Source organism: Rhodococcus sp. KBW08, from assembly GCF_003852455.1.
Taxonomy (GTDB): domain Bacteria; phylum Actinomycetota; class Actinomycetes; order Mycobacteriales; family Mycobacteriaceae; genus Rhodococcus_F; species Rhodococcus_F baikonurensis.
Genome location: NZ_QAJJ01000007.1, coordinates 175,171 through 196,703, shown reverse-complemented (window position 1 = coordinate 196,703; position 21,533 = coordinate 175,171). Strand labels below are relative to the sequence as shown.

20 protein-coding genes and 1 pseudogene are annotated in these 21,533 nt (G+C 62.8%); 9 read left to right on the top strand and 12 right to left on the bottom strand.

All coding sequences use genetic code 11. The features are described 5' to 3' along the window. Window positions 1-2: 2 nt before the first annotated feature. Window positions 3-785, bottom strand: a complete 783-nt coding sequence (locus tag DBV08_RS09545) for an ABC transporter permease (RefSeq protein WP_185564559.1) — start codon at window positions 783-785, stop codon at window positions 3-5. 10 nt (window positions 786-795) lie between these two features. Next, the gene (locus DBV08_RS09540) at window positions 796-1,800 is read right to left on the bottom strand and encodes an ABC transporter substrate-binding protein (RefSeq protein WP_124567285.1); all 1,005 of its coding nucleotides are present in this window, start codon (window positions 1,798-1,800) and stop codon (window positions 796-798) included. Between the two features lie 195 nt (window positions 1,801-1,995). Between DBV08_RS09540 and DBV08_RS09535 the strand changes: the two genes are divergently transcribed. The 3 genes from DBV08_RS09535 to DBV08_RS09525 are packed head-to-tail and all read left to right on the top strand — an operon-like array spanning window position 1,996 to window position 4,016. Then, a complete protein-coding gene (locus DBV08_RS09535) occupies window positions 1,996-2,778 on the top strand; it encodes an IclR family transcriptional regulator (RefSeq protein ID WP_095971653.1) in 783 nt (260 codons plus the stop codon). After that, entirely contained in the window at window positions 2,775-3,587 is an 813-nt protein-coding gene (locus DBV08_RS09530; RefSeq protein WP_124567284.1) for an alpha/beta fold hydrolase, read from the top strand. Before DBV08_RS09535 ends, DBV08_RS09530 begins: the two co-directional genes overlap by 4 nt. Window positions 3,588-3,629: 42 nt before the next feature. Continuing rightward, complete coding sequence (locus DBV08_RS09525; RefSeq protein WP_003946047.1) at window positions 3,630-4,016, top strand: RidA family protein; 387 nt, start codon at window positions 3,630-3,632, stop codon at window positions 4,014-4,016. A 13-nt stretch (window positions 4,017-4,029) separates the two neighbouring features. Here DBV08_RS09525 and DBV08_RS09520 read toward each other — a convergent pair whose 3' ends face one another. From DBV08_RS09520 to DBV08_RS09480, 9 genes are all read right to left on the bottom strand, one after another. Next, complete coding sequence (locus tag DBV08_RS09520; RefSeq protein WP_124567283.1) at window positions 4,030-5,280, bottom strand: reverse transcriptase family protein; 1,251 nt, start codon at window positions 5,278-5,280, stop codon at window positions 4,030-4,032. Window positions 5,281-5,520: 240 nt separating this feature from the next. Further along, window positions 5,521-6,462, bottom strand: coding sequence for an ABC transporter substrate-binding protein (locus DBV08_RS09515; RefSeq protein WP_124567282.1), 942 nt, complete (start codon window positions 6,460-6,462; stop codon window positions 5,521-5,523). 41 nt (window positions 6,463-6,503) lie between these two features. Continuing rightward, window positions 6,504-7,211, bottom strand: a complete 708-nt coding sequence (locus DBV08_RS09510) for a class II aldolase/adducin family protein (protein ID WP_124567281.1) — start codon at window positions 7,209-7,211, stop codon at window positions 6,504-6,506. Beyond that, window positions 7,208-8,362, bottom strand: a complete 1,155-nt coding sequence (locus DBV08_RS09505) for an LLM class flavin-dependent oxidoreductase (protein WP_003946051.1) — start codon at window positions 8,360-8,362, stop codon at window positions 7,208-7,210. Before DBV08_RS09505 ends, DBV08_RS09510 begins: the two co-directional genes overlap by 4 nt. Next, the gene (locus DBV08_RS09500) at window positions 8,359-9,468 is read right to left on the bottom strand and encodes an LLM class flavin-dependent oxidoreductase (protein WP_124567280.1); all 1,110 of its coding nucleotides are present in this window, start codon (window positions 9,466-9,468) and stop codon (window positions 8,359-8,361) included. Before DBV08_RS09500 ends, DBV08_RS09505 begins: the two co-directional genes overlap by 4 nt. Then, entirely contained in the window at window positions 9,465-10,508 is a 1,044-nt protein-coding gene (locus tag DBV08_RS09495; RefSeq protein ID WP_124567279.1) for an ABC transporter substrate-binding protein, read from the bottom strand. The genes DBV08_RS09500 and DBV08_RS09495 overlap by 4 nt, the downstream gene beginning before the upstream one ends. Further along, the gene (locus tag DBV08_RS09490) at window positions 10,492-11,334 is read right to left on the bottom strand and encodes an ABC transporter ATP-binding protein (RefSeq protein ID WP_095971774.1); all 843 of its coding nucleotides are present in this window, start codon (window positions 11,332-11,334) and stop codon (window positions 10,492-10,494) included. The genes DBV08_RS09495 and DBV08_RS09490 overlap by 17 nt, the downstream gene beginning before the upstream one ends. Continuing rightward, on the bottom strand, window positions 11,331-12,188 hold the full coding sequence (locus DBV08_RS09485; protein ID WP_124567278.1) for an ABC transporter permease: 858 nt from the start codon (window positions 12,186-12,188) through the stop codon (window positions 11,331-11,333). The genes DBV08_RS09490 and DBV08_RS09485 overlap by 4 nt, the downstream gene beginning before the upstream one ends. 4 nt (window positions 12,189-12,192) lie before the next feature. Then, the gene (locus tag DBV08_RS09480) at window positions 12,193-13,245 is read right to left on the bottom strand and encodes an NrtA/SsuA/CpmA family ABC transporter substrate-binding protein (RefSeq protein ID WP_124567277.1); all 1,053 of its coding nucleotides are present in this window, start codon (window positions 13,243-13,245) and stop codon (window positions 12,193-12,195) included. A gap of 247 nt (window positions 13,246-13,492) precedes the next feature. Here DBV08_RS09480 and DBV08_RS09475 point away from each other — a divergent pair, with 247 nt between their 5' ends. The 4 genes and pseudogenes from DBV08_RS09475 (at window position 13,493) to DBV08_RS09460 (ending at window position 17,085) form a co-directional block, all read left to right on the top strand. Further along, window positions 13,493-14,242: an IclR family transcriptional regulator gene (locus DBV08_RS09475; protein ID WP_030537941.1), complete on the top strand. Its 750-nt coding sequence runs from the start codon at window positions 13,493-13,495 to the stop codon at window positions 14,240-14,242. Window positions 14,243-14,359: 117 nt separating this feature from the next. Beyond that, window positions 14,360-14,830: an NfeD family protein gene (locus DBV08_RS09470; protein WP_124567276.1), complete on the top strand. Its 471-nt coding sequence runs from the start codon at window positions 14,360-14,362 to the stop codon at window positions 14,828-14,830. Next, window positions 14,827-15,720: a slipin family protein gene (locus DBV08_RS09465; RefSeq protein WP_257209822.1), complete on the top strand. Its 894-nt coding sequence runs from the start codon at window positions 14,827-14,829 to the stop codon at window positions 15,718-15,720. Before DBV08_RS09470 ends, DBV08_RS09465 begins: the two co-directional genes overlap by 4 nt. 119 nt (window positions 15,721-15,839) lie before the next feature. Continuing rightward, window positions 15,840-17,085 (top strand): annotated as a pseudogene (locus DBV08_RS09460) (DUF222 domain-containing protein). Between the two features lie 74 nt (window positions 17,086-17,159). Here DBV08_RS09460 and DBV08_RS09455 read toward each other — a convergent pair. Next, window positions 17,160-17,867 (bottom strand): pyridoxamine 5'-phosphate oxidase family protein, encoded by a 708-nt coding sequence (locus DBV08_RS09455; RefSeq protein ID WP_124567275.1) that lies wholly within the window; start codon window positions 17,865-17,867, stop codon window positions 17,160-17,162. A gap of 97 nt (window positions 17,868-17,964) precedes the next feature. Here DBV08_RS09455 and DBV08_RS09450 point away from each other — a divergent pair, with 97 nt between their 5' ends. Then, a complete protein-coding gene (locus DBV08_RS09450) occupies window positions 17,965-19,350 on the top strand; it encodes a PLP-dependent aminotransferase family protein (protein WP_124567274.1) in 1,386 nt (461 codons plus the stop codon). Window positions 19,351-19,409: 59 nt separating this feature from the next. Further along, window positions 19,410-21,527, top strand: a complete 2,118-nt coding sequence (locus DBV08_RS09445; protein ID WP_124567273.1) for an FAD-dependent oxidoreductase — start codon at window positions 19,410-19,412, stop codon at window positions 21,525-21,527. The last annotated feature ends 6 nt before the right edge of the window (window positions 21,528-21,533 follow it).

Below are 21,533 nucleotides of genomic sequence, written 5' to 3'. Positions count from 1 at the left end.
CTTCACATCGTCATCCTCCTCGGGATGTAATGCCAAGCAAGTAAACGATTCTCGATTGCCATCACAGCGAACGCGAGTAGCATGCCGAGCACTCCGGCGACGACGATGAGTGCAAACATTCGGTCGGGGACGGATTGGCTCAGCAGGATTTCCTTGCCGAGTCCGGGAACCCCGGCGATCAGTTCGGCACCGATGGTCAGTAGCAAACTCAGTGTTGCCGAGATACGAATTCCCGTGAAGATGTAGGGCATCGACGCGGGCGCGACGACGAGAGCGAGTCTGCGCCACAGTGGAAGTCGGAAGGATCGTGCGGTGGCCAGTAGTTCCGGATCGACATTGCGTACTCCGTGGATGGTCTGGAGCAAAATCGGCCACACGCTCACCGCCACGATCAGCGCAACCGCCATACGTTGTGTCGGGCCCATGATCAACAGAAAGAGGGGAATGATCGCGAGCGGCGGAACGGTCCGGCAGAAGTCGATGACGAAGCGCGAAGAGACTGTCAGGAACGGGTGCGCGGCGAGCAGCAGTCCTGCCGGGATTCCGATCACCAGACACAGCGCCAAGCCGATGGCGGTTGTGGTCAACGTCTGTCCCAATGACGTCCACAGCGAAGAGGTACCGAGTTCGTCGACGAACGCCACTGCCACGTCACTGAACTTCGGAACACCCTTGACATTCTCGTCGCCCAGCATTCCGAAGACCTGCCAGGCGGCTGCCAGCGCGAAGAGCGTCAGCAGCCGTCCGAGCAGTACCTGCCTGCGGCGTGTTTTCGGGGTTGTCAAGGCGGACAACTCAGTTGGCCGGGGTCAGCAAGGATTCGGTATCGACCGACTCCGTCAGAACCCCGTACTTGACCAACAGTTCGATCTCCGCCCCGAGAGTGCCCGGTTCCACTACTGCGACGAACTGAGGATTCTTGCTGTTGGCCAGCATGTCGAGCGGAATCTTGGCTTGTGTCGAGAGTGCAGCCTTGACCGCGCCCGGATTCTGATTGGCGTAGTCGACCGATTTGGCAAGCGCCGTACGGAATTTAGCGAGAGAGTCAGGGTTTGCATTGACAAACGATTCCGAAGCGACCAGCGAGGTTCCTGGCACGCCGGGTGCGGCCAGGGGGAAGGGGTGGCCGAGGATCTTCAGCCCGGAGTCGGTTGCCTTGCTCAGGAACGGATCGATGAGGAATGCTGCATCGGCTCCGCCACTGGAAACGAGGTCACCGAGGTTGGGCATGGGCGCTTGGATGAACGAGACCTTGTCGGCTGCTCCGCCGGATTTCTCCACCGCGGCAGAGATGACCGCCTCGCTGACAGACTTCAAACCGCTGATCGCAACGGTTTTGCCTTCGAGGTCACGGAATCCACTGATGGAACTGTCCTTGGCGACAACGAGACCGGATTGGTCGACATCGTCATTCGCGGCAAAATTCGTGAGCCCTCCGACGATGGTGACGGGCATGTTCTGGCTGCGTGCCTGAATTGCGGCAGCGGCAGTCGTGGCTGCCATATCTGCATTTCCACTGAGCAGCAACGGAATCTGAGCCGAGGAGCTGGCCCCGCCCTCGACGAGCTGAATGTCGAGTCCCTCAGCGGTGAAGAATCCCTGCTCCATACCCAGCCAGATCGGTGCGAAGTCCGCGATCGGTTGAGGTGCGATACGAATCGTGGTGGTCTGGGTGCCCCCGTCGTCGGAGGCCGTGGCGTCGCTCGAACAGCCGGTCAGTGCCAAAGCAGCCGTCGCGACCGCTGCCAGGGCAACAACTCTGAACCGTGGTGTCGACCGAAGGGTATGTCCAACCGTCATGTCCGAAAGCCTCTCGCTGGGAAAGATAGGACTTCCTTGCCGGTAATCCGGTGGGAAGGTGAAGACGCTCAAAGAATTCCGTACGCCGGAACGATTGTTGTGACTATAGTAATTTCCTAGGCGAATGCCAAGGGTTTTCCAAGAACACGAGATTTCGGATCGCCGGGTACTCACACGGCACCGGGAGGGGATCGGATGACGAAGGGTTCTGCGTCCGCCGTCGACAAAGCGCTGGATCTACTCGAGGCCATCGCGCGCTCGACCACGCCGATGAAGCTCAGTGAGCTGGCAGAAGAAGTCGGGATGCTCCGCCCGACTGCGCACCGAGTACTTGGCGAACTCGCGAACCGTGGTTGGGTCTTCCGCTACGACGGTCGCTATCTCCCCGGCCCGGCTGCACTGCAGGTTTCTCACGAAGCGGCAGCGCATTCGTTGGCGGCCTTGTGCGATCCGACCATGCGGGTGCTGTCCGAGAGCACGGACATGATGGTGAATCTGCAGGTTCTCGAGAGTGGCGGGACTCGGATCATCGCGGCGCTGCGTCCCGAGCGACTCAAGATGATCACTCGGATGCTCGGGGATCTACTTCCGCCGCACCGGTTCGCGGGACCGCTCGCGTTGGTGGCGGCACTCGAGGACAACACCCGGGCGCCTTACCTGGCAATGGTGGAAAAGAGTGGCTATCCACTCGAAGGCCCCACCGGGTTCCTCGCCGATATCGCCGAGACGCAGAAAACCGGATTCGCGGTCGTCCACAAGCGATCTCAGGACATCATCGGTTCGGTCTCGCGGGCAGTGTCTTCTCGCAAGGGCTCTCCCCTCTGCGCGTTGACGGTGATCGGTTTCGACACCGACTTCGACGCGAAAACGACGCGCATGGTCGAAGAACACCTGCTGCGGGCGACCGATGAAGTGCAGCAACTCCTTACTGACCACACTTCGGGCAAGCGCCCGTCCGACGCAGGAGAAGAAGGATGATTCCACGGACCGAGGGCTTCATCACCGTCGCAGACGGCGAACGGGTCTGGTACGAGACTGCCGGCGAGGGCCCGGATCTGATTCTCACGCACGGTCTCGGGGGCAATTCCGCGGTCTGGTACCAACAGGTACCGTACTTCGCTCAGCATTATCGGGTAATCAGCTGGGATCAGCGAGGATTCGGCCGGTCTACCAACGAGAACGGCAACCACGGCCCGGTAGCCGCTGTCTCGGATCTGATCGAAATCATGGACCTGTTGGACGTCGATCGAGCGCATGTGGTCGGCCAGTCGATGGGCGGTTGGGCCGCATTGGGAACAGCGATCGCTGTTCCGGACAGAGTGGAGTCGGTAGTCCTGGCCTGCACGACCGGCGGCATTCCCGTCGGCTTCGGACCGGACAGTGCACCGCCCCTCACCGCGGCGCCCGTCACCGCGCGGCCCCTGGGGGAACATCCCGCTGTGGGCGGACGGTTGCCGAGCTTGGACATGGCGAGGGCATACCTGTACCAAGCCCTCGGCACCTTCGGTCATCGGCCACCGGACACCGAGTTCTTCCGAATTCTCAAGGCCCACAACTACTCGCCGGAAGAGCTTGCCGCGGTGGCGGCACCGGTTCTGTTGATCGCGGGCGAGCTGGACGATCTGATGACACCCGATCGGATTCGCAGCGCCGCCGAATTCCTGCCTCACGCAGAAGTCGTCGAACTTGCCGACCGCGGCCACTCCCCCTACTTCGAGGACCCACACGCGTGGAACGAGTTGGTGGCGCACTTCCTGGCCGATGTGCGCGCCCGTCCAGTGCTCTGAAGCGCCTACTCGTCACGCATATTCCACTTCCGAGGAGATCTAATGGATTCATCTCAGACCGTCGAGTTCATCCCACCCGCTTTCGATACACCGTTCTCCACCGGAGTTCGCGTCGGAGACGTCCTGTATCTGTCGGGTCAGATCGGCATGCTTCCCGACGGAACCTTGGCCGACGGCTTCGAAGCGCAAGCCCGCCAGACCATGGAGAACATCGTGGCTTCGCTGATCGCCTACGGTTCCGGTGTCGAAGCGATCTTCAAATGCACTGTCATGCTTGACGACATGTCTCGCTGGCAGGAGTTCAACAAGGTCTATCTCGAGTACTTCCCGGCGTCGAGACTGCCGGCCCGCAGTGCGTTCGGAACAGACGGACTGGCGCTGGGTGCGCACATGGAAGTCGAATGCATGGCGTACACCCCGAGGGTCTGACTGCTCGCGGGCACTAGTCGTCCCAGTCCACACGTTCAGCCAGGCGCAGCAATGTGCGTCGGCGCGTAGTGCTGGTTTCGCCGATGTGCGCGATCCGGCCGTAGATGTGGGCGCGGAAGTGCTCGATTCCCGCTCGATTCTGTTCCTGCGCAGAAGTATTGGCTGCATTGTGCAGCAGAGCGCGCAGGCGATCGTAGTCGTCACGCGGATACGACGGTTGGTCGTTGATCACCAGCCCGGTGAGGTGTTGGCGTCGATGAGGGCGCATCACCTTGGTCTTTCGCGGATGTACGGCAAACCCTTCGTCCTGGGCGATCTGCTTGATCGTCCAGAGAAGGGTGCTGACGTCTGCTACTTCGATTCCGGAGAATGCGAGGTCGTCGGCGTATCGGGTGTAGGTGAGCCAGTTCGCCTGTGCGAGTGCGCTCGAGCGGATGTCGAATGTGCGCGCGACGAGATTCGCCAGTGCCGGCGAAGTGGGCGCGCCTTGTGGCAGATGCGCGGTGCGTAGCTGTGAGGCCTGTGCGTACGGTAGGCCGCGCAGAGTATCGGCAGATGTTGCAACAGTGCACAATCCGGTGAGAACTCCTGCCACGGCGGGTGGGTAACCGAGAGCGGCGAAGACCGCGTGAACACGGTTCCCGGTGATCGACGGGAAGAATTGCATGAGATCCACGCCGATCACGATTTCCGACTGTGCATGCGGCGCTGCAAAAGTCAGCGGACTTCGTCCGCGAACAAACCCATGAGCTGCGTCGTGTGCGGGCACCTGGTCGAGGATGCGGCGCAGAATCTTGCGCTGGATTTCCCGCAACCGGGGTTTGGGTATCTCGAGGAGGCGAGCCCCGGCCTTCTTGCTGATCTGCATCGGCCGGTAGTGGCGCAGTTGCAATGGTTTCGTGCGCAGCCACTCCCCACGGTCGGAGAACCACTCGAGTTCGGAGATCGTCAGATCCAGTGAACGCGCCAGGTCCGCACTGGTGTTGTAGCGCGGGACGTCGAACCGCCACACCGAGGATTCGTTGGTGTCCATCGAGACCGGGACGGGTCGAAGCCGCGGCAGTTCGCGTAGCAATCGGTACAGAGTCTGAGGTTCGAACGGTGGAGCGGGCATGAGATCGAGCACCCGGACGGCCAGCGATGTCGCCGACACACCGCGGACTGTTCCGAACGCCTCCTCGAGTCCACCGAGTGTCCATGGAGCGTCAGCGGCCGCAACTGCCAGACGCCGCGCCAACTCGGGATCGAGCTCGAAGTCACGCATGGATCGAGCCCGAGATGCGGCGGCGTGGGGTGACCAAATCCTTTGTCCGGAGCGGCGGCAAGCACGCGGAGCGTGCCGAGCGCCGGTGGACGCGGTATCCAATTCTTCTGGCCGACCCAGGGGTTACCCCTGAGACTGGTCGCGTGGACCAACTCTCACCCACGCGCCGCCGCATCTCTTCACAATGGCAGAGCGTCCGGTATCTGTCACGTGTGAAGCTGATCTGTCAGGTGTGGGTCATCAGATCGACGAACGATCCGAACCGACGAACTCGCTGATCCACGGCACGACTGCTTCGCGGACGGTGACCGCCTTCGGCAGTAGTCCGTTGCTCAGCAGGAGATCGGCCGCCCGCTGCTGCTCGTCGAGGAACTCGTCGGTGACCGGGTTGACGCCGAAAGGACGTCCGCGCAGTGCAGCTTCCCAGGCATCGAGGCTTGCGGACCCACCACGCTTCTCGACGTCGTCGACGAAGATCTGCGCGGCTTCGCGGGGATTGGCTTCGATCCACGCATCGGATTCCTGCAGAGCCTCGATGATCGCCTGAAGGGCCTCCGGATTGGTCTCCGCGAAATCGCGCCGGGTGAACCACAGTGAGGGGTGGCTGAAGAGCCCGTCGGTGGCAATCAGCGTGCGCAGCTCGTGGTTCGCTTCGATGTCCGTCAGCCCCGGGTACGCACCTACCCAGGCATCGATGGTGCCGTCGACGAGATCCGCTCCACCACCGCGCACGTCGGTATCGACGGGGACGATGTCGGACCAGGTCAGCCCCGCCTGGTCCAAGGCGAACAACAAAAGTGTGGTCTGCCACGATCCGTGCGCGATGCCGACTCGCTTGCCGCGCAGGTCCTCTACCGTGTTGATCTCGGACTCTGCTTTGACTACCAGGCGCCCGTTCTCCACGCGGGGGCCGGAAATTCCGATGTAGACGAGATCGCGGCCCTGAGCCAATCCGGTTACGGGCGGCGTGAATCCGGTTCCGATCACGTCGTATCCGCCCTCCTCGAACAGCCAGTCCGAGTGCAGGGTCGGCAAGGCGTTCTCCGGGTTGACTGCGGGCTTGGCGGGAAGCTCACGCAGGTCCACCCACTCGACGTCCGGGAGACGACGTTCGAGGATCCCGGTGTGGCGCAGAACGAACAGTGAATTGTTGTGTGGGAAGTATCCGACGCGAACGGTCATGAGATCTACGGTTTCCTGTTCTGAATCAGTGATGGAGGTGGCTAGATGAGGCCGCGTCGGCGCGCCTCGTCGGCGAGCCCGCTACGGCCCCACTGGACGGCGAGGTTGGACGGATCGAATTCGACCGAACCGCCGAGGGATTCGGCGATCGCCTGGAACTGTGCGCCTTCCTCGAGGAGGACGACGAACTTCGCGAGGTCGAGCAACCCGCTGCGGCCGATGACGTTGACCCCGCCGTTGGCTTCGAAGATCGCCACCAGATCGGGATCGTGTTCGAGACGCTCGAGAATGAAATCGCCGGCAGAACGGGACCGATCGATGTGCGGCGGAATCTCTCGGGAGAGCGTCAGCCTCTGCGAAGCCGCATAGCGGATGGGTAGCGTCCGATGAGTCTGTGCCCAGCCGCCGAGCCACGGAGTGTGGATGTGGACAACGCTGGTGATTTCCGGATGCTGACGGAAGACGGACGCGTAGCCGGTGACGAAACCGGCTGATCCGTTGCCGGACAGCACTTCGCCGTCGAAGGTGGCGACCACCGGTGACACCGACGGATCGTCCGCCCACGGTCCCGGATCGTTCAGGGCGACTGCGATTTCGGTGCCGGGCACGCGTTCGACGAAGTTGACGGTCCCGTTGGCTGCAACTGTTCCGGTCTTACGGAAGACGTCGAATGCTTTGTCTGCTGCTTTGCGCGCTTCCTCGACGAATGCCGCAGTATCGGCGTCGAGTCGAGTTTCGGTGGTGGTCATCGAGTCTCCAGTCCAGAAGGTGTGATCGGGGTGCGCTGCAGGAGGGGAAGAACTTCTTCGCCGACGCGGTATGCCTCTTCGAGATGCGGGTTGCCGGCGAGGATGAAGGCGTCGACGCCCAGCTCCCGGAGCTCGTCGAGTCTTTCGGCGACCTGCTCGTAGCTGCCGACCAGTCCGAACGCCGGGCCTCCGCGGATGAGGCTGAAACCGCACCACACGTTGGGCTGCACCTCCAGATCCCGGTAGCCGGTGATGTGTTCGGGTACCCAGCCTTTGATGCGGGCGGCTCCTACCGAATCGCCCTGCGCTGCTCGGTCGGCGGCGCCCTTGTCGACGAAGGCCCACCCCTTCTCGATCTCGGCCCACGCAGCTTCTTCGGTGTGCCGGGCTACGACGTCGATGCGTACGGCGAATTTCGGCGTGCGTCCCAGTTTGGCCGAGTTCTCCCGCACGCCGTCGATCTTGGCTCTGAGATCGGCGTACGGCTCCAGCCAGGAAAGGTAGTAATCGGAGTGCAGTCCGGCGGCGGCGACGGCTGCGGCCGAAGATCCGGAGAAGTACACCTCGGGAAATGGTTGGCCGGCCAGTCCGGGTGGCAGTGCGGCGCCGTGGGTCTGGAAGAAGCGACCGTCGAAGTCGAAAGGTTCACCGTCCCACACACCTTTGAGGACATCGAGGAACTCGGATGTCCTGGTGTAGCGATCGTCGTGGTCGACCTTGTCGCCCCACCACAGCTGAGGCGCTCCACCTCCGCCGCTGATGATGTTGTAGACCAGACGTCCACCGGTTGCGCGCTGCAGACTGGCCGACATCCGCGCGGCCTGGACCGGGTGAAGGAACCCCGGTTGGAACGCAACCATGAAACGGTACGTGGTGGTCTCGGCGGCCAACGCTGCGGCGGTCGCCCACGGATCCTCGGTCATCGGGAAGGACGGCAGCAGCCCACCGAGGAAGCCGGCGGATTCGGAAGCCTTTGCCACCGCGGCCATGTGGTCGATGTAGCTGTATCCGTCCAATTCGCCGCCCCGGATCGCGGGAGCGATGTTGCCCGGCCCGTATCCACCGGCGTCACCGCGGTTGTAGCGACGCGGTGTACGAAGCGACGCGTGGTCGCCCTCCATTCCGATCCGCCAGTAGAAATCTATGCTCATGCGGTGGCCTTCTCTTCTGTGGTGGCCTTCTCTTCCTTGCGGATCCGACCCTCGGGATCGACCAGGTGCAGGAGATGTTCGCCCGCCCGGTGCAGCTCTTCGATGTGTGGCCGACCCGACAGGACGAAACCGTCCACGCCGAGATCTCGATACGACGAGAGTCGCTGTGCCACTTCCTCGTAGCTTCCGACAAGACCGATGCTGTGCTCGTAACCGATGCGGTCGAATCCGGACCAGAGGATGCCGCCCCGATCGATCTCGAACGCAGTGGAATCGGATTCTCTCAGTTGCCGTTCGACGCGGGCCCAGGCTTCGTCGGCTGTCTCTCTCGCGACGATCGGGATGCGCAGGACCTTCTCGACAGTCCTGCCGAGTTCGGACGCTCGGTCGTCGAGGGCCGTGATCCGCGTCGAGAGCTCGTCACCGACGAGCGTGAACTGATGGACGTCGCCGTGGTGGGCGGACAGTTCCAGAGCTTCCGGAGAATCGCCGGTCAGATGCACTCGGGGAAAAGGGAGTCCCGACAAGATGCCTCGGAATCCGCCGCCGAGCACGTCGTAGTATTCGCCGTCGAAGTCGTAACCCGTGCCACCGAATCCGCCTGGCAGAATTTGTTCCTCGTTCCATACGCCACGGGCGACGGTCAGGAACTCCGCGGCGCGCGCGTAGCGGTCGGTTCCTCGAACTACGTCTCCGCGAGCGGTGGCATCTTCGGCGTCAGTATCGACCTTCACTCGCCACTCGAGACGACCTGCCGACAGACGCTGAAGTGTCGCAGACATTTTGGCGGCGTAGACAGGAGTGCCGAAAGTGGGATGAAATTCCACGACCACTCGCGAATGACGCGTCTGACGTAGTGCGGCGGCGGCAACGATCCAGGATTCTTCCCCATTCGGATCGTACGGTGCGACAACGCCGTCGACGCCAGACAGTTCGGCGGCGAGAACGATCTGCGCCAGTTCGTCGAAGGGCCCGAAGTTTCCGGGGCGAACATCGGTCGCGATTGTGGTGGGGCGTTGTGCGCCGAATCCGCCTCGACTGTTCAGTGCGGCCACTGCCCGGCGTCCGTCGCCGCGCGAGGGTAGCTCCCAGTAGACCTCGGTCATTTGAGTGTGTCTTTCTGAGCGGCGACAAGTGCGCGTGCCTGTTCGAGGGGTTCGTGCGCCACCCAGGACTGCAGGTCGAAGTCGGCGGCGAGGAAGCCGTGCGCATAGAGGAACTGCTTCTGGACGCCGAGCAGATCGACACGCTCGTCCGACAGGCTCAAATGCAGTCCGGTGTGGAAATTCTCGCCGTACGCTGCCACGACGCCCTCGGGCCCCGACTGCGTTTCGGTCTGCAGAACGGCTCGAACCTCGTCTATGTTGGCCGCCGCCCAGTCTGCCGCCCGCAGACTCTCGGCGAGGAAGCCCACGACGACGTCCGGGCGTTGTTCGAGGAGATCGGCATGAACCGTGATCGGACGCGGTGTGCCGTTGTTGACGCGATCACGAAGGGATGCAGTGGAATCGAGGTCGACAGCCACGGCGAGGCCGTGTTCGCGGGCAACTTCCTGGGCGCGGGCGCCCTTGACGTAGATGGCGTCGACGTCGCCGCGCAGCAAGGATTCGACACCCCACGTCGTGTTGCGGGTCGAGGAGGCGGTGCGGACCTCAGGTGCTGCCGTCGTTGCAACCTCGACGAGGGTGACGTCGGCAAAACTCAACTCGCCCAGTCGAAGCGCGGAGGCGAACCCGTGCAAGGCCATGGCGCGGGGGAAGCTCCTGGCTTGATCGGCCGCCCACGCCGGGATTCCGATCCGGGCGCCGGCCAGCAGGCCTGCTTCTCGGATGTCGGAGTCTCCACGCACCAGGATCGCCTGGGCCTCGTCGATCCAGGTGAGCCCGATGAGCCTCGTCGGAGAACCACTGGCACGCGCGGCCAGTGCCGGGACGTTGCCACCTTCGCGAATGAGTCCGGAGAGATGGTGGTCGAAATGGCGTACTGCCAATTCCGGTCCGGCATCTTGTAGTACGCCGAAACGCACTCCGGATTCGGTTGCCGTCCGGTCGAGCCATCCGAGGCTGTTCGCGAGGCCGCTGGCGGTGGGAACAGGGCAGCGGGTGTACCAGAGTGTGTCGATTGCGGAATCAGCGATCGATGTCATGACTGTCCTGTCCGTCGGGGAAGGTGCGTCCGACGCCGAGTTCCTTCAGGAAGCTCGCTCGGTAGCGCAATGATTCGGGATCGTTCCGGTCGCGGGGGCGTGGCAGATCGATGTCGACGTCCACGGCAAACCCGCCCTTGTCGAGAATGAGTACCCGGTCGGCAAGTCGTACGGCCTCGTCGACGTCGTGCGTGACCAGCAATACCGCGGGACGGTGGCGGGCGACCAGATCGCCTACCAAATCCTGCATTTGGAGTCGCGTGAGGGCGTCGAGCGCGGCGAAGGGTTCGTCGAGTAGCAGCAGTTCAGGTTCGCGAACGAGGGCGCGAGCCAATGCGACGCGTTGGGCCTCACCACCGGAGAGTGTGGCCGGCCAGGCACGGTGCTTGTCCGCGAGGTTGACCTCGGAGAGTGCGTTGCGTGCGTTGTCGGTCACCTGCCGTGAGCGCTTCTGTCCGACTGTGACATTGGCGAGAACTCGCTTCGACGGTATCAATCGTGGTTCTTGATAGACGACTGTGCGGTCGCGCGGGACCAGCACCTCACCGCTGTCCGGTGCTTCCAGTCCGGAGAGCACGCGCAGCAGTGTCGTCTTGCCCGTTCCGCTGGGGCCGAGGAGGACGACGAACTCGCCGCGAGTGATCTCGAGGTCGATGCCACCCAGAACGGTCTTGTCGCCGAACGACTTACGCACCCCGGTCAGTGAGACCGCTACTGGTGAACCGGCCCGTCGCTCGGCCGCAGTGGTGCCGGTCCGCTCACGGGTCGCCAACGGCGGCAGAGGTGCTTCGGTGGATGGCAGCGAGCCGATGGCTGTGTTCGTCATCGTGCCACCGACAATCTCCGCCACGGCATGGAGTACCGCTCGATCAACCTGACCACGGCGTCGAAAATCAGGCCCAGCGCCGCATACATGACGATGCACAGAACCATGTAGTCGGTGCGGTTGTATTCCTGCGCCAGGGTCACCAGATATCCGATGCCCTCGCGGGTGCCGACCTGCTCGGCTGCGATCAATCCGGTGATGCTGAGGGAGAGGCAGATCCGAAGCCCCATCAGCACGCCGGGGAGGGCGGTCGGAAGAATTGCTCCGAACACCAGTCGCCAACCTGTCAGGCCGAAACCTTGTGCCGCTTCGACCATCTTGCGATCGACCCCGCGCACGCCCAGGTAGGTGTACGCGTACATGGGGGCGACGGTAGCGACCGCGATCAGCACCACCTTGAAGGTTTCGTCGATACCGAACCAGGCGATGAACAGCGGAACGAGCGCGAGGAACGGAACCGCGCGGTTGATCTGCATGGCCCCGTCGATCAGTTCTTCGCCGAGCGAGGAGAGGCCGGAGAGAACCCCGAGCACCAATCCGACGATCACGCCGACCGAAACACCGAGTGCAGCACGTTGAAGCGACGCGAGACCGAAGTCGACCAACTGGCCCGACTGGTACAGCTCGGCGAAGGCCGTCCACACGGCGGGAGGTCCGGCCAGGATCTCCTCTCGAATCAGTCCGGTAGCCGACCCGATCCACCATCCCGCGACCAACAGAGCCGGAACCAGGAAGCGGAGGGGGATCGAAATCCACGTAGGTCGGGTGCGATTGCGCCGGTAGCGCGGCGTTTCGAGTTGTGGATGCTCCACTGACTGCGGCGCCGTTCGAGCGGGGCGGGTCAGCGTCACCATCGGGTCACTTCCCCTCGGTGGTGGGCGCTGCCGCTGCTGAACCTGCCACAGCGCCCTGGAGGTCGAAGATCACGTCACTGCCCTTGAGCGGCTGCTGGATCACCTTGTTCTCGGCAAACAGCGTGGAGATGGATTCGAGGTCGGTAGCGTCGGCTGCAGTCGGGTAGCGGAAGTTGGTGATCTGGCCGCCCAGGGTGATCGCGTCGTCGAGTCGCTGTCCGGAGAGAGCGCGCGGACCGGTCTGTTCGAAGACGTTCTCGAACGCTGCCGGGTCGGCCTGCTGCTTCGCGGTGAGTTCCTGGGTGACTTCGAGGAACTTCTGGACCACCTCGGGATGCTCTTCGAGAATCGCGGTGCGGCCGGCGATGATGGTGCTGTCCACGGAGTCGATGCTCGCCTCGGTCGCGATCTCGACCGCGCCCTTGGCCTTGGCCTCCTGATACGGAATCAGGAACGATGCCCACGCGTCGACCTGCCCGGTGGAGAACGCCGACGCCGCGTCAGCCTGTTGCAGCGGAACACGTTCGACGGAATCGATCGGCACTCCGGCCTGCGTCAGGGCCTTGAGCGTGATGTACTCGCCCTTACCTGCAGGGTTGACGGCAATGCGCTTGCCGGCCAGATCTGCGACGGTCTTGATGCCGGATTCCGGAGTGGCGATGATGCCGGCCTGGTCCTTGTTGTACGGGTCCGACGTGGCGAAGATGCGGACACCCACGTCCTTGGACAGTGCGCCGACGACGGGACTGTATGCGCCGGTTTGGATGTCGAGCTCACCGCTGTTGAACAGTTTGAGGTTGGAGCTGAATCCCGGCGTGGTCTTGACCCATTCGATCTTTGCGCCCAGCGGTGCCAGCGCCTCGTCGTAGGTTCCGTCGCGCTTGCCGACGGCGATGGCACCGGAGTTTCCGGGATCGAAGACCTTGAGCGTGAAGTCGGCGCTGGAATTGCCTGCGGCGCTGTCGGAATCGTAAGACCCACACGCCACCGCCAACCCGGCCAGCGGGATCATGGCGAGCGCAGCGGCAGCTCGTGGCAGTCGGCGGAAGCGGGACATGTATGTGGCTCCTTCAGGCGTTGATTCGTCAGAACTGACGACGATGACGCTATTGGGTGCGTGTCCGTTTTACCCCCGTTTGTTTTCTGGAGATTGGAAATCTTGACAACATCGGAAGTCTGTTCATCTGGGCTTTTGTAGGTCCTCGCGTAGTTCCTTTCCACCTGATGGAAAGAATGGCCGGACTGCTGGGTCCGTGTTAGCGTCCGATTCTCAGGTCGATCAGGCCACAGCGAAAGGATCGTTCGTGACGGACGCACGCGGCGCGGGAGTTCAGACGGTAACCCGTGCCCTGACCATGCTCACATGTTTTCGCAGTGGCGAAGAACTGGGAGTCTCGGAAGTTGCGCGGCGACAAGAGCTTGCGGTCAGCACCACGCATCGATTGCTGCAGTCGCTCGTCGACGCGGGTTTCCTCGAGAAGGACGACGCAACCAGTCGGTATCGCATCGGCGCGGCGCTGGCGGCTTACGGACAGGTCTCCTACCGGCAGCATCGGATCTATCTGTCCGAGCCCTATTTGGAGCAATTGGCCGCGACGACAGGAGCATCCGCCTCCCTGGCAGTGCGAAGCGGAAGTGAGGTGGTGTTGCTCGGGTTCAGTCGGTGGCGCGAGGCCGACGGACATGTGCTGCAGGGTGTTCGACTTCCCTTGCACGCGAGCGCCCTGGGGAAAGCCTTTCTGGCTTGGTCCGATGTCGACGATTCCGAGCTCGCCGCGCTGCCACGTGAAGCGACCACCCAGCGCGCGATCACCGATGTTGCCGGTATCCGCCGGGAACTGGAGTTGACCCGCGAGCGAGGATACGGATTCAACGACGAGGAGTTGACCCCGGATTTCCGAACGATCGGAATTCCGATCATCGATGGATCAGGCACTGTGCGTTACGCTCTCGGGCTTCGTGGTCCGGTCGAGCTGATGATCGACGAACGGATTCCGTTCCTCGCCGACCTTGCCAAGGTGACTGCGCGACAGATCGGTGAAGTGCTTCTCTGAACTGGCGTGAAGCGTTTGTGGCAGATCCGGCCGAACGTGATTACCGTTGAAGTCGAGGGCGCGATCGCACAATGGCTACGCGACGTGACCGCGTCCTCGCGAGCGTGGAGACGAGTGATGACGACGATCGGTGTCGTTGCCCTGCTGCTGGGCGTCCTGTTGATCGTGGTCGAGGCGCATGCCCCAACCGCGGGGGTGCTCGGTGCGCTCGGAGCACTCATGATCGGTGCGGGCGTCTGGATGCTCTTCACGTCCGACGGTATCGGCCAATCGATCGCGATCCCGGTGACGGCGGGGGTCGCGGTGGTCGGCCTGGGCGTGGTGGCGGTTGCGAGCCGAAAAGCGCTCACCGCGCGCCGCGCGCCCGTGCGTACCGGGACGGAATCACTTGTCGGCTCCGACGCGACCGTTCGCAGCTGGGCTGGTGCGCAGGGTCAGGTCGAGCTTGACGGCGGATTATGGCGTGCTCGAATGGAATTCGGGTACGACGATTCTGTTCCCGCCGTGGGTGAATCCGTCGTCGTAGAGCAGGTTCGAGGCCTGACTCTGAAAGTGCGCCGTCGTGAACCGTGGGAGCTGCCGCTATGACCACCGTGCTTGTCGTCTTGTCCGTGTTTGTCGTGCTGATTGCAGTCCTTGTGGGTATGTCGGTGAGAGTCCTGCGTGAGTACGAGCGCGCGGTGGTGTTCCGCCTCGGTCGACTGATCACCTTGAAGGGTCCTGGCCTGGTCATTCTGGTGCCGGCGATCGATCGCATGGAGCGGGTCAGTCTGCGAACCGTCACGCTGAAAATACCGGTCCAAGAAGTGATCACCCGCGACAACGTTCCGGTGAAGGTTACCGCCGTCACGTACTTTCGGGTCGTCGACGCCGACCGTTCGATAGTCGAGGTCGAGGACTTTCTGGCCGCCACCTCGCAGATCGCCCAGACCACACTGCGCTCCATTCTCGGTAAGGCCGAGTTGGACTCGCTGCTATCCGAACGTGAACGCCTCAACGAGGACTTGCAGAAGGTCATCGACCAGCAGACCGAGCCGTGGGGAGTCAAAGTCACCACCGTGGAGATCAAGGACGTCGAGATCCCAGCCAACATGCAGCGCGCCATCGCCCGGCAGGCTGAGGCCGAACGTGAACGGCGAGCCAAGATCATCAACGCCGACGCCGAATTTCAGGCTTCGGCCAAGCTCGCCGAGGCGGCCGAGGTGATCAGCCGCAATCCGACCACTCTGCAATTGCGTTATCTGCAGACGCTTCACGAGATCGGTAGTGAGAACAACTCCACCGTTGTCTTCCCCTTGCCTCTGGATCTTGTCCGGCCCTTCATGGGCGGCGGAGTTGCGGCAACTCCGGCCGCCGAGGAACGTGTCCGCCCGACCGGAGCCTTTGGCCACTTTGCTACAGGTTCGACGGCAGTGAACGGTGATGTCGGTGTGAACGATCGTGTTAGCGATCGAGAGATCGGCGAGCGACTCGGGTAGAACGATTATCACCAGTGTCCTGAAAGGCCATGTATTTCAGTAGGTCTCGAGTCCACTTCTCTTCGAAGTTGTCCGTTTTGTCTCTGGCTATCGAAAGTATGTTCGATTTAACTTTGAGCATGGACAGTCGGGAAGCGTGGCAACTGGATGGCGAGGGCCTCAAGAGTGAGGTTCTGGATCTGGTGCGCGCCCGGCACGAGTTGCAGTCGCGGATGGTGTTGCTGATCGTGGAAATGTTTTCCCGTGAGGTTCTCGGCGGGAAGGGTTTTCGGGCGATCACGCAGTGGTTGCACGGTTCGACGAATCTGGAGATCGGTGAGTGCAGCCTGCTGGTCGGGTTGGCGCGGTTGTTGATGCTCGAACCTGTTGTCGCGGATGCGTTTCACCGCGGCGATGTCGATGCGTTGAAGGCCCGTCAGGTGGCGTCGTTTTGTCAGCATCCACCGAAGAACATGACCCCGGCGGATGTGGAGAAGGCCCGCAGGATTCTGCTTGATCTGGCGTCGAAGAACATCGCGGATTGTGATGCGGTGCGGGCGGCGATTCGGCGGATCGAGAAGCAGTACGGAAACCGTGAGGACGGGGTCCCGGTCGGGGAAGACTCGGAGCGCAATGAGTTCTACGCTTCGAAAGGCCTGTACGGGCGGGTGACAGTCAAGGGTGATTTGGATGCGGTCAACGGGGCCCGGTTGATCACGCTGCTCTCGAGTCTGTCGGCTCCGACACCGGAAAAAGACGGCGTCAAAGACACCCGCACGCCGGCATTACGACGGGCCGACGGGTTTTGCGAACTACTGCGCCGTTACGAGTTACGAGCGAGCGGGGTTGGGTCCGATCGAGGGTGGGGTGAAACCGCACATCACGGTCACCGCCAGCGCCAAAGACATGACCGACCTGAAAGCGTTGAAGGATCTGTTGCCGTCGACTCAGGAACTGGGGTTCGCGTGGACGGATTGGGTGGGCCCGATCAGTATCGACACGGCTCGGATGCTGGCCTGCGACTGCACGGTCACCCGGATCTTGTTGGATGAGAATGGTGTTCCGCTCGACTGCGGTAAGGAAGCGAGAACGGCGACGGTGCCGCAAAGGCGAGCATTGGCCGTTCAGGATGGTGGGTGCGCGTTTCCGGGGTGTGGAACACCATCGGGGTGGTGCGATGCTCACCATATCGTTCATTGGAATGATGGTGGCCCAACAGATCTCGATAATCTGATCTTGTTGTGCGGACACCATCACCGGACGCTGCACCACACCGAGTGGAGAGTGGAAATCTGCTCCGATCGAAAGACGGTGTTCTATCCACCCATGTCGATCGACCCGTATCAGCACCCGATCGGCGGGAACAGCCCACACACAGCAGCCTGAACCGCGACAACTGGATACGCACGCGCCGGGGAATCACCATGCCCCGGTGCGTGCGGTGCGTGCGGTGCGTGCGGTCAGAGCATCGTCGAGATATGGTCCGGAAGCGCGACACCTGAGTCGAGATCCTCGGACGGGATCGGTTCACCGAAGTGCGTAGCTGCGGGAACTACTCCAGCCCAAACGGTTTCGACACCAATGTCGGCGGCATCGTCACCGGGCCCGCCGGTGCGGGCCTTGACGGAAGCCTCGTACAACGGCAGTGCAAGAACGACGGTTGCCGCCATTTCCTTGCGCGTGTGATCCCGCAAGTGTTGGGAACGTCCGGGGACCACCTGGTCGACGATCAGATCCAAAGCCTTCACCCGCTCGTCGTTGTCGGTCACGACTCGAGGTGATCCGACAATGACACCGCTGCGGTAGTTCATCGAGTGATGGAACCCCGACCGAGCCAGCACGAGCCCGTCGAGGATCGTGATGGTGATGCAGATTTCGCTGTCGGGAGCCAAGCTCCGTGAGGCCACCGAACCATGGACGTAGATAGACCCGCCACGGTCAGGGCCGGCGAGGTCGAACCCGTAGGCGGTAGGAAACACCATGGGAACTCCGCCGACGGTCACGCCCATGTGGCACAGCTTCGCGGACTGCAAGACGTCGACGAGTGCCGCGCGTTCTGCGACGCCGTGGTGGCGGGCGCGCTTGTGCGTCGTGCGTGCTGTCGGGGACAGCGGAACAGGTGCGGTGGGGGCAGGAGCAGGGGCAGCAAAGACAACGGAATCTGTCATGCAGACAATGCTGCTGGCAAAGTGGCTTCAAGTCATGGTCCAATCAAGGGAGACTTCGATAGGCCACTTCGATTTGCCACTTCCGAGAGGGTTCTGAATGTTTCTTCCTTCGGCGGTAGCCGTCGTCCTCGACCGGACAGATCGGCGGGCGCTCCCGATCCAGATTGCCGACCACCTCAGAGCTGATATCCGCAGTGGTAAGGCGGCAGTGGGACTGAGGTTACCCAGTTCCCGGAAGCTGGCGGCGGAACTCGCGGTGGCGAGGGGCGTCGTGGAACGGGCATATGAGCAGTTGATCGCCGAGGGCTGGCTTGTCGCTGTGCACGGCTCGGGCACCTTCGTGGCCGAGGCGCCCTCCCCCGTGGTGACTCCCACGACTACACCTGCGAAGCCCGCCGACAAGATGTCGCCCAGGGTGCAGCTCCGGCCGGGCGTGCCGTGGACGCCGCCGCGTGCATCGGCAGCGTGGCGGCGGGCGTGGCGTGACGTCGGGGCCAAACCGCCACCATTCGAGGATCCCGATTCTGCGGGCGACTACGAATTGCGTTCGGCACTATCGGAATTGCTGGCAAGAGCCCGCGGAATGTCGGTTGGGCCCGAGAGAATCCTGATCACCTCGGGTGCGACCCACGGCCTCGGACTGGCGTTGTCGGCGCTGCGTACCAGTGGCGCAGTCCTGGCGATGGAGGACCCCGGGTACCGGTATGCGTCCTCGGCTGCAACAGCGTGTGGATGGTCTCTGCTGGACGTACCGGTCGATGCGCACGGTCTCCGTGTAGACCAACTCGGATCCGCGCCGGAGAATGTTCGCGGCGTGTACGTGACACCTTCCCATCAGTATCCGACGGGTGGGCTGCTTCCAGTAGGTCGGCGCAACCAGTTGATCGAGTTCGCACGCGCCCGCGACGTCGTCCTGTTCGAGGACGATTACGACTCCGAATTCCGTTACGACGTAGCGCCTTTGCCTGCGCTTGCGCAGCTGGCTCCTGACCGGGTGGTGTATCTCGGAACGGTTGCCAAGACGCTCGGCGCCGGAATTCGATTGGGCTGGTTGGTGGCTCCTCTCGACCTGGTCGATCGCATAGCAGTACACCGCAAGCGAATCGGCGACTTCCCGTCGGTTCCGCTGCAGCAAGCACTCGTGTCCCTGCTCCGTGACGGCGAATGGGATCGGGCGGTACGTACCGCCCGGCGCCGGTACCGCGAGCGCGATCGGGCGGTCGAGGAAGCGCTGTCACCGTTCGGTGAACTGCGGGGTCTCGGCGCCGGCATGCACACGACGCTCATGCTCGACGCGGATCTGGCAGCCACCGTCGCTCGCGAGGCACTCCAGCACGGCGTCGAAGTGCCCACCCTGGTCGAGTCCACCCGAACGCACGGAGACCCCGGCGGATTGGTCATCGGCTACGGGCGAGTGGATTCCGCAGACCTCGAATATGCGCTCGAGGTGGTAGCCGAGTGCCTCGCACGTCACAGCGCGTGAAGTCTCGTTGATCGGGAGTGCGTCAACGGATGGGCGTCGTCCAGTTCTAGCGTCCACTCGTGACGATCCGAAGCCAGACCTTTCCGCACCTGCTCGCACCAGGCACCATCGGCCCGATGACCGTGCCCAATCGCGTCGTTCTCCCTGCCATGGACATGAATCTGTGTGAAGACGGGGAAATCGAAAAGGGCGACATCGACCATTTCGTGGCGCGCGCGGCCGGTGGAACGGGTCTGATCATCACCGGTTGCTGCGCTGTTGCATATCCGCTGGGCTGCACCAGCCGCAAGGAACCGGGGCTCTCGGAAGACCGGTTCATCCCCGGACTGAAAGCGTTGGCCGACGCGGTGCACGACGCAGGCAGCAAGCTCTGTGTGCAGATGACACACCACGGCAAGGTGGCGCGCATCGATACTCTCGACGGCCGACCGCAGCTGGTGCCGTCCATGCCGAAGCCGCCGGGTGACATGAGTGCGATGGCCGATTGCACACCCGAAGAACTGGGCAAGATGGCTGCCATCAACGAGGGCAAGAAGGCGACCTACCACGAGGCCGACCAGGAAGATCTCGATTGGCTGGTCCGCATGTTCGCCGAGGCTGCCGGACGGGTGAAGGCGGCGGGCGGTGACGCCGTCGAGATTCACTGCGCCCACAACTACGTCCTCGGGGCGTTCCTGAGTCGGTACACGAATCAGCGCAGCGACGAGTACGGCGGTTCCATGGAGAATCGTGCTCGCCTGGCTTGTGAGGTCATTCGAGCAGTCAAGGCGGAGGTTGGCGGTTCGCTTGCCGTCATCGTGCGTCTGGCCGGTCAAGAGTATGGCGAGACCGACGGGCTGACCGTCGACGAGGCTGCTGCGGCCGCCACGATGTTCGAAGAGGCCGGCGCTGACGCCATCCACGTCACCGGTACCGCACTGAATGCTTTTGCCAACTTCACCGACGGACCTCTGCCCGACAAGGTCGGCTACTACACCGACAATGCAACGCGAATCAAGCAGGCGATATCGATCCCCGTGATCACGGTCGGCCGTATGCTTCCCGAGGTCGGCGAGAAGATGATCGCGGAAGGTCGCACGGACTTCGCCGCAATGGGCCGTCAGCTCCTGGCCGACCCACAGCTGGTGAACAAACTCAAAGACGGTGCACCCGAGCGGGTTCGGCCATGCATCAATTGCTACGTCTGTGTGCAGGAGAACTTCTGGGACGAGACCCCGCTGTGCGCGGTGAACCCTGCTCTGGGCAACGAAGCGCTTCTCCCCTTCGTTCGGACGAGCACTCCGAAACACGTTGTTGTGGTCGGAGCGGGCCCCGGCGGTCTCGAGACGGCTCGTGTGGCAGCTGAACGTGGGCACCGAGTCACGTTGTTGGACAAGTCCGATCGCCTCGGCGGCACCCTGTGGTTCTCGAGCCTCACTACCCCGGACAACGGGCGTCTGCTCAACTGGTTGAAAGTGGAAATCGAGCGTCTCGGTGTCGATGTTCGACTGAAGACCGAAGCCTCGGTTGCGTCGATCCGGGCACTGAACCCCGACGCCGTAGTAGTGGCTACCGGTGCAGTCCGCGGGCGGCCGAGCGTTCCGGGCGGCGATCTCCCGCACGTACATACCGGCGACTCGTTGCGCGCCTTGATGACCGGAGTCGGCGACGTCTCCCAAGTGCCGCCGTTTCTTCGTACGATGGCCAAGTTGGGCAAGCTGTCCGGTATCACCAAGAGTCCCGCCGCGATCCGAGCGGTGACCCGCAAGTTTCTGCCCATGGGCAAGAACGTCGTCGTGATCGGTGGTTCGCTTGTCGGACTCGAGCTTGCGGAGTTCCTGGCCGAGCGCGGTCGCACTGTGACGCTGATCGAAGAAGGCCAGCAGTTGGGCATTCCGATGGCGATGCCGCGCCGCTGGACGGCTGTGCGCCACGCCAAGCATGTCGGTGTGAACATTCACCGCAAATCAACGGTGCAGCGAATCACCAAGGAGCACGTCGAATTCCGTTCCGGAGACAAGACACTGACAGCTCCGGCCGACATGGTTGTCGTCGCGTCGGGAGTGTCGGCACAAGCGCCTCTGGCCGACGCACTGATCGGCGTCGTCTCGGACGTGCACGTGGTCGGTGACGCGGTGAACGTCGACTACATCGAGGGTGCGATGCACACGGCGTGGAAAGTTGCGATGGACCTGTAGTTCAGC

Bases quoted from the DNA above. Each gene is read 5' to 3' on its own strand.
- DBV08_RS09455 (WP_124567275.1), bottom strand. From the start codon at position 17,867: ATGACAGATTCCGTTGTCTTTGCTGCCCCTGCTCCTGCCCCCACCGCA.
- DBV08_RS09480 (WP_124567277.1), bottom strand. From the start codon at position 13,245: ATGTCCCGCTTCCGCCGACTGCCACGAGCTGCCGCTGCGCTCGCCATG.
- DBV08_RS09525 (WP_003946047.1), top strand. From the start codon at position 3,630: ATGGATTCATCTCAGACCGTCGAGTTCATCCCACCCGCTTTCGATACA.
- DBV08_RS09510 (WP_124567281.1), bottom strand. From the start codon at position 7,211: ATGACCACCACCGAAACTCGACTCGACGCCGATACTGCGGCATTCGTC.
- DBV08_RS09495 (WP_124567279.1), bottom strand. From the start codon at position 10,508: ATGACATCGATCGCTGATTCCGCAATCGACACACTCTGGTACACCCGC.
- DBV08_RS09535 (WP_095971653.1), top strand. From the start codon at position 1,996: ATGACGAAGGGTTCTGCGTCCGCCGTCGACAAAGCGCTGGATCTACTC.
- DBV08_RS09490 (WP_095971774.1), bottom strand. From the start codon at position 11,334: ATGACGAACACAGCCATCGGCTCGCTGCCATCCACCGAAGCACCTCTG.
- DBV08_RS09470 (WP_124567276.1), top strand. From the start codon at position 14,360: ATGACGACGATCGGTGTCGTTGCCCTGCTGCTGGGCGTCCTGTTGATC.
- DBV08_RS09485 (WP_124567278.1), bottom strand. From the start codon at position 12,188: ATGGTGACGCTGACCCGCCCCGCTCGAACGGCGCCGCAGTCAGTGGAG.
- DBV08_RS09450 (WP_124567274.1), top strand. From the start codon at position 17,965: ATGTTTCTTCCTTCGGCGGTAGCCGTCGTCCTCGACCGGACAGATCGG.
- DBV08_RS09520 (WP_124567283.1), bottom strand. From the start codon at position 5,280: ATGCGTGACTTCGAGCTCGATCCCGAGTTGGCGCGGCGTCTGGCAGTT.
- DBV08_RS09465 (WP_257209822.1), top strand. From the start codon at position 14,827: ATGACCACCGTGCTTGTCGTCTTGTCCGTGTTTGTCGTGCTGATTGCA.
- DBV08_RS09540 (WP_124567285.1), bottom strand. From the start codon at position 1,800: ATGACGGTTGGACATACCCTTCGGTCGACACCACGGTTCAGAGTTGTT.
- DBV08_RS09530 (WP_124567284.1), top strand. From the start codon at position 2,775: ATGATTCCACGGACCGAGGGCTTCATCACCGTCGCAGACGGCGAACGG.
- DBV08_RS09515 (WP_124567282.1), bottom strand. From the start codon at position 6,462: ATGACCGTTCGCGTCGGATACTTCCCACACAACAATTCACTGTTCGTT.
- DBV08_RS09505 (WP_003946051.1), bottom strand. From the start codon at position 8,362: ATGAGCATAGATTTCTACTGGCGGATCGGAATGGAGGGCGACCACGCG.
- DBV08_RS09500 (WP_124567280.1), bottom strand. From the start codon at position 9,468: ATGACCGAGGTCTACTGGGAGCTACCCTCGCGCGGCGACGGACGCCGG.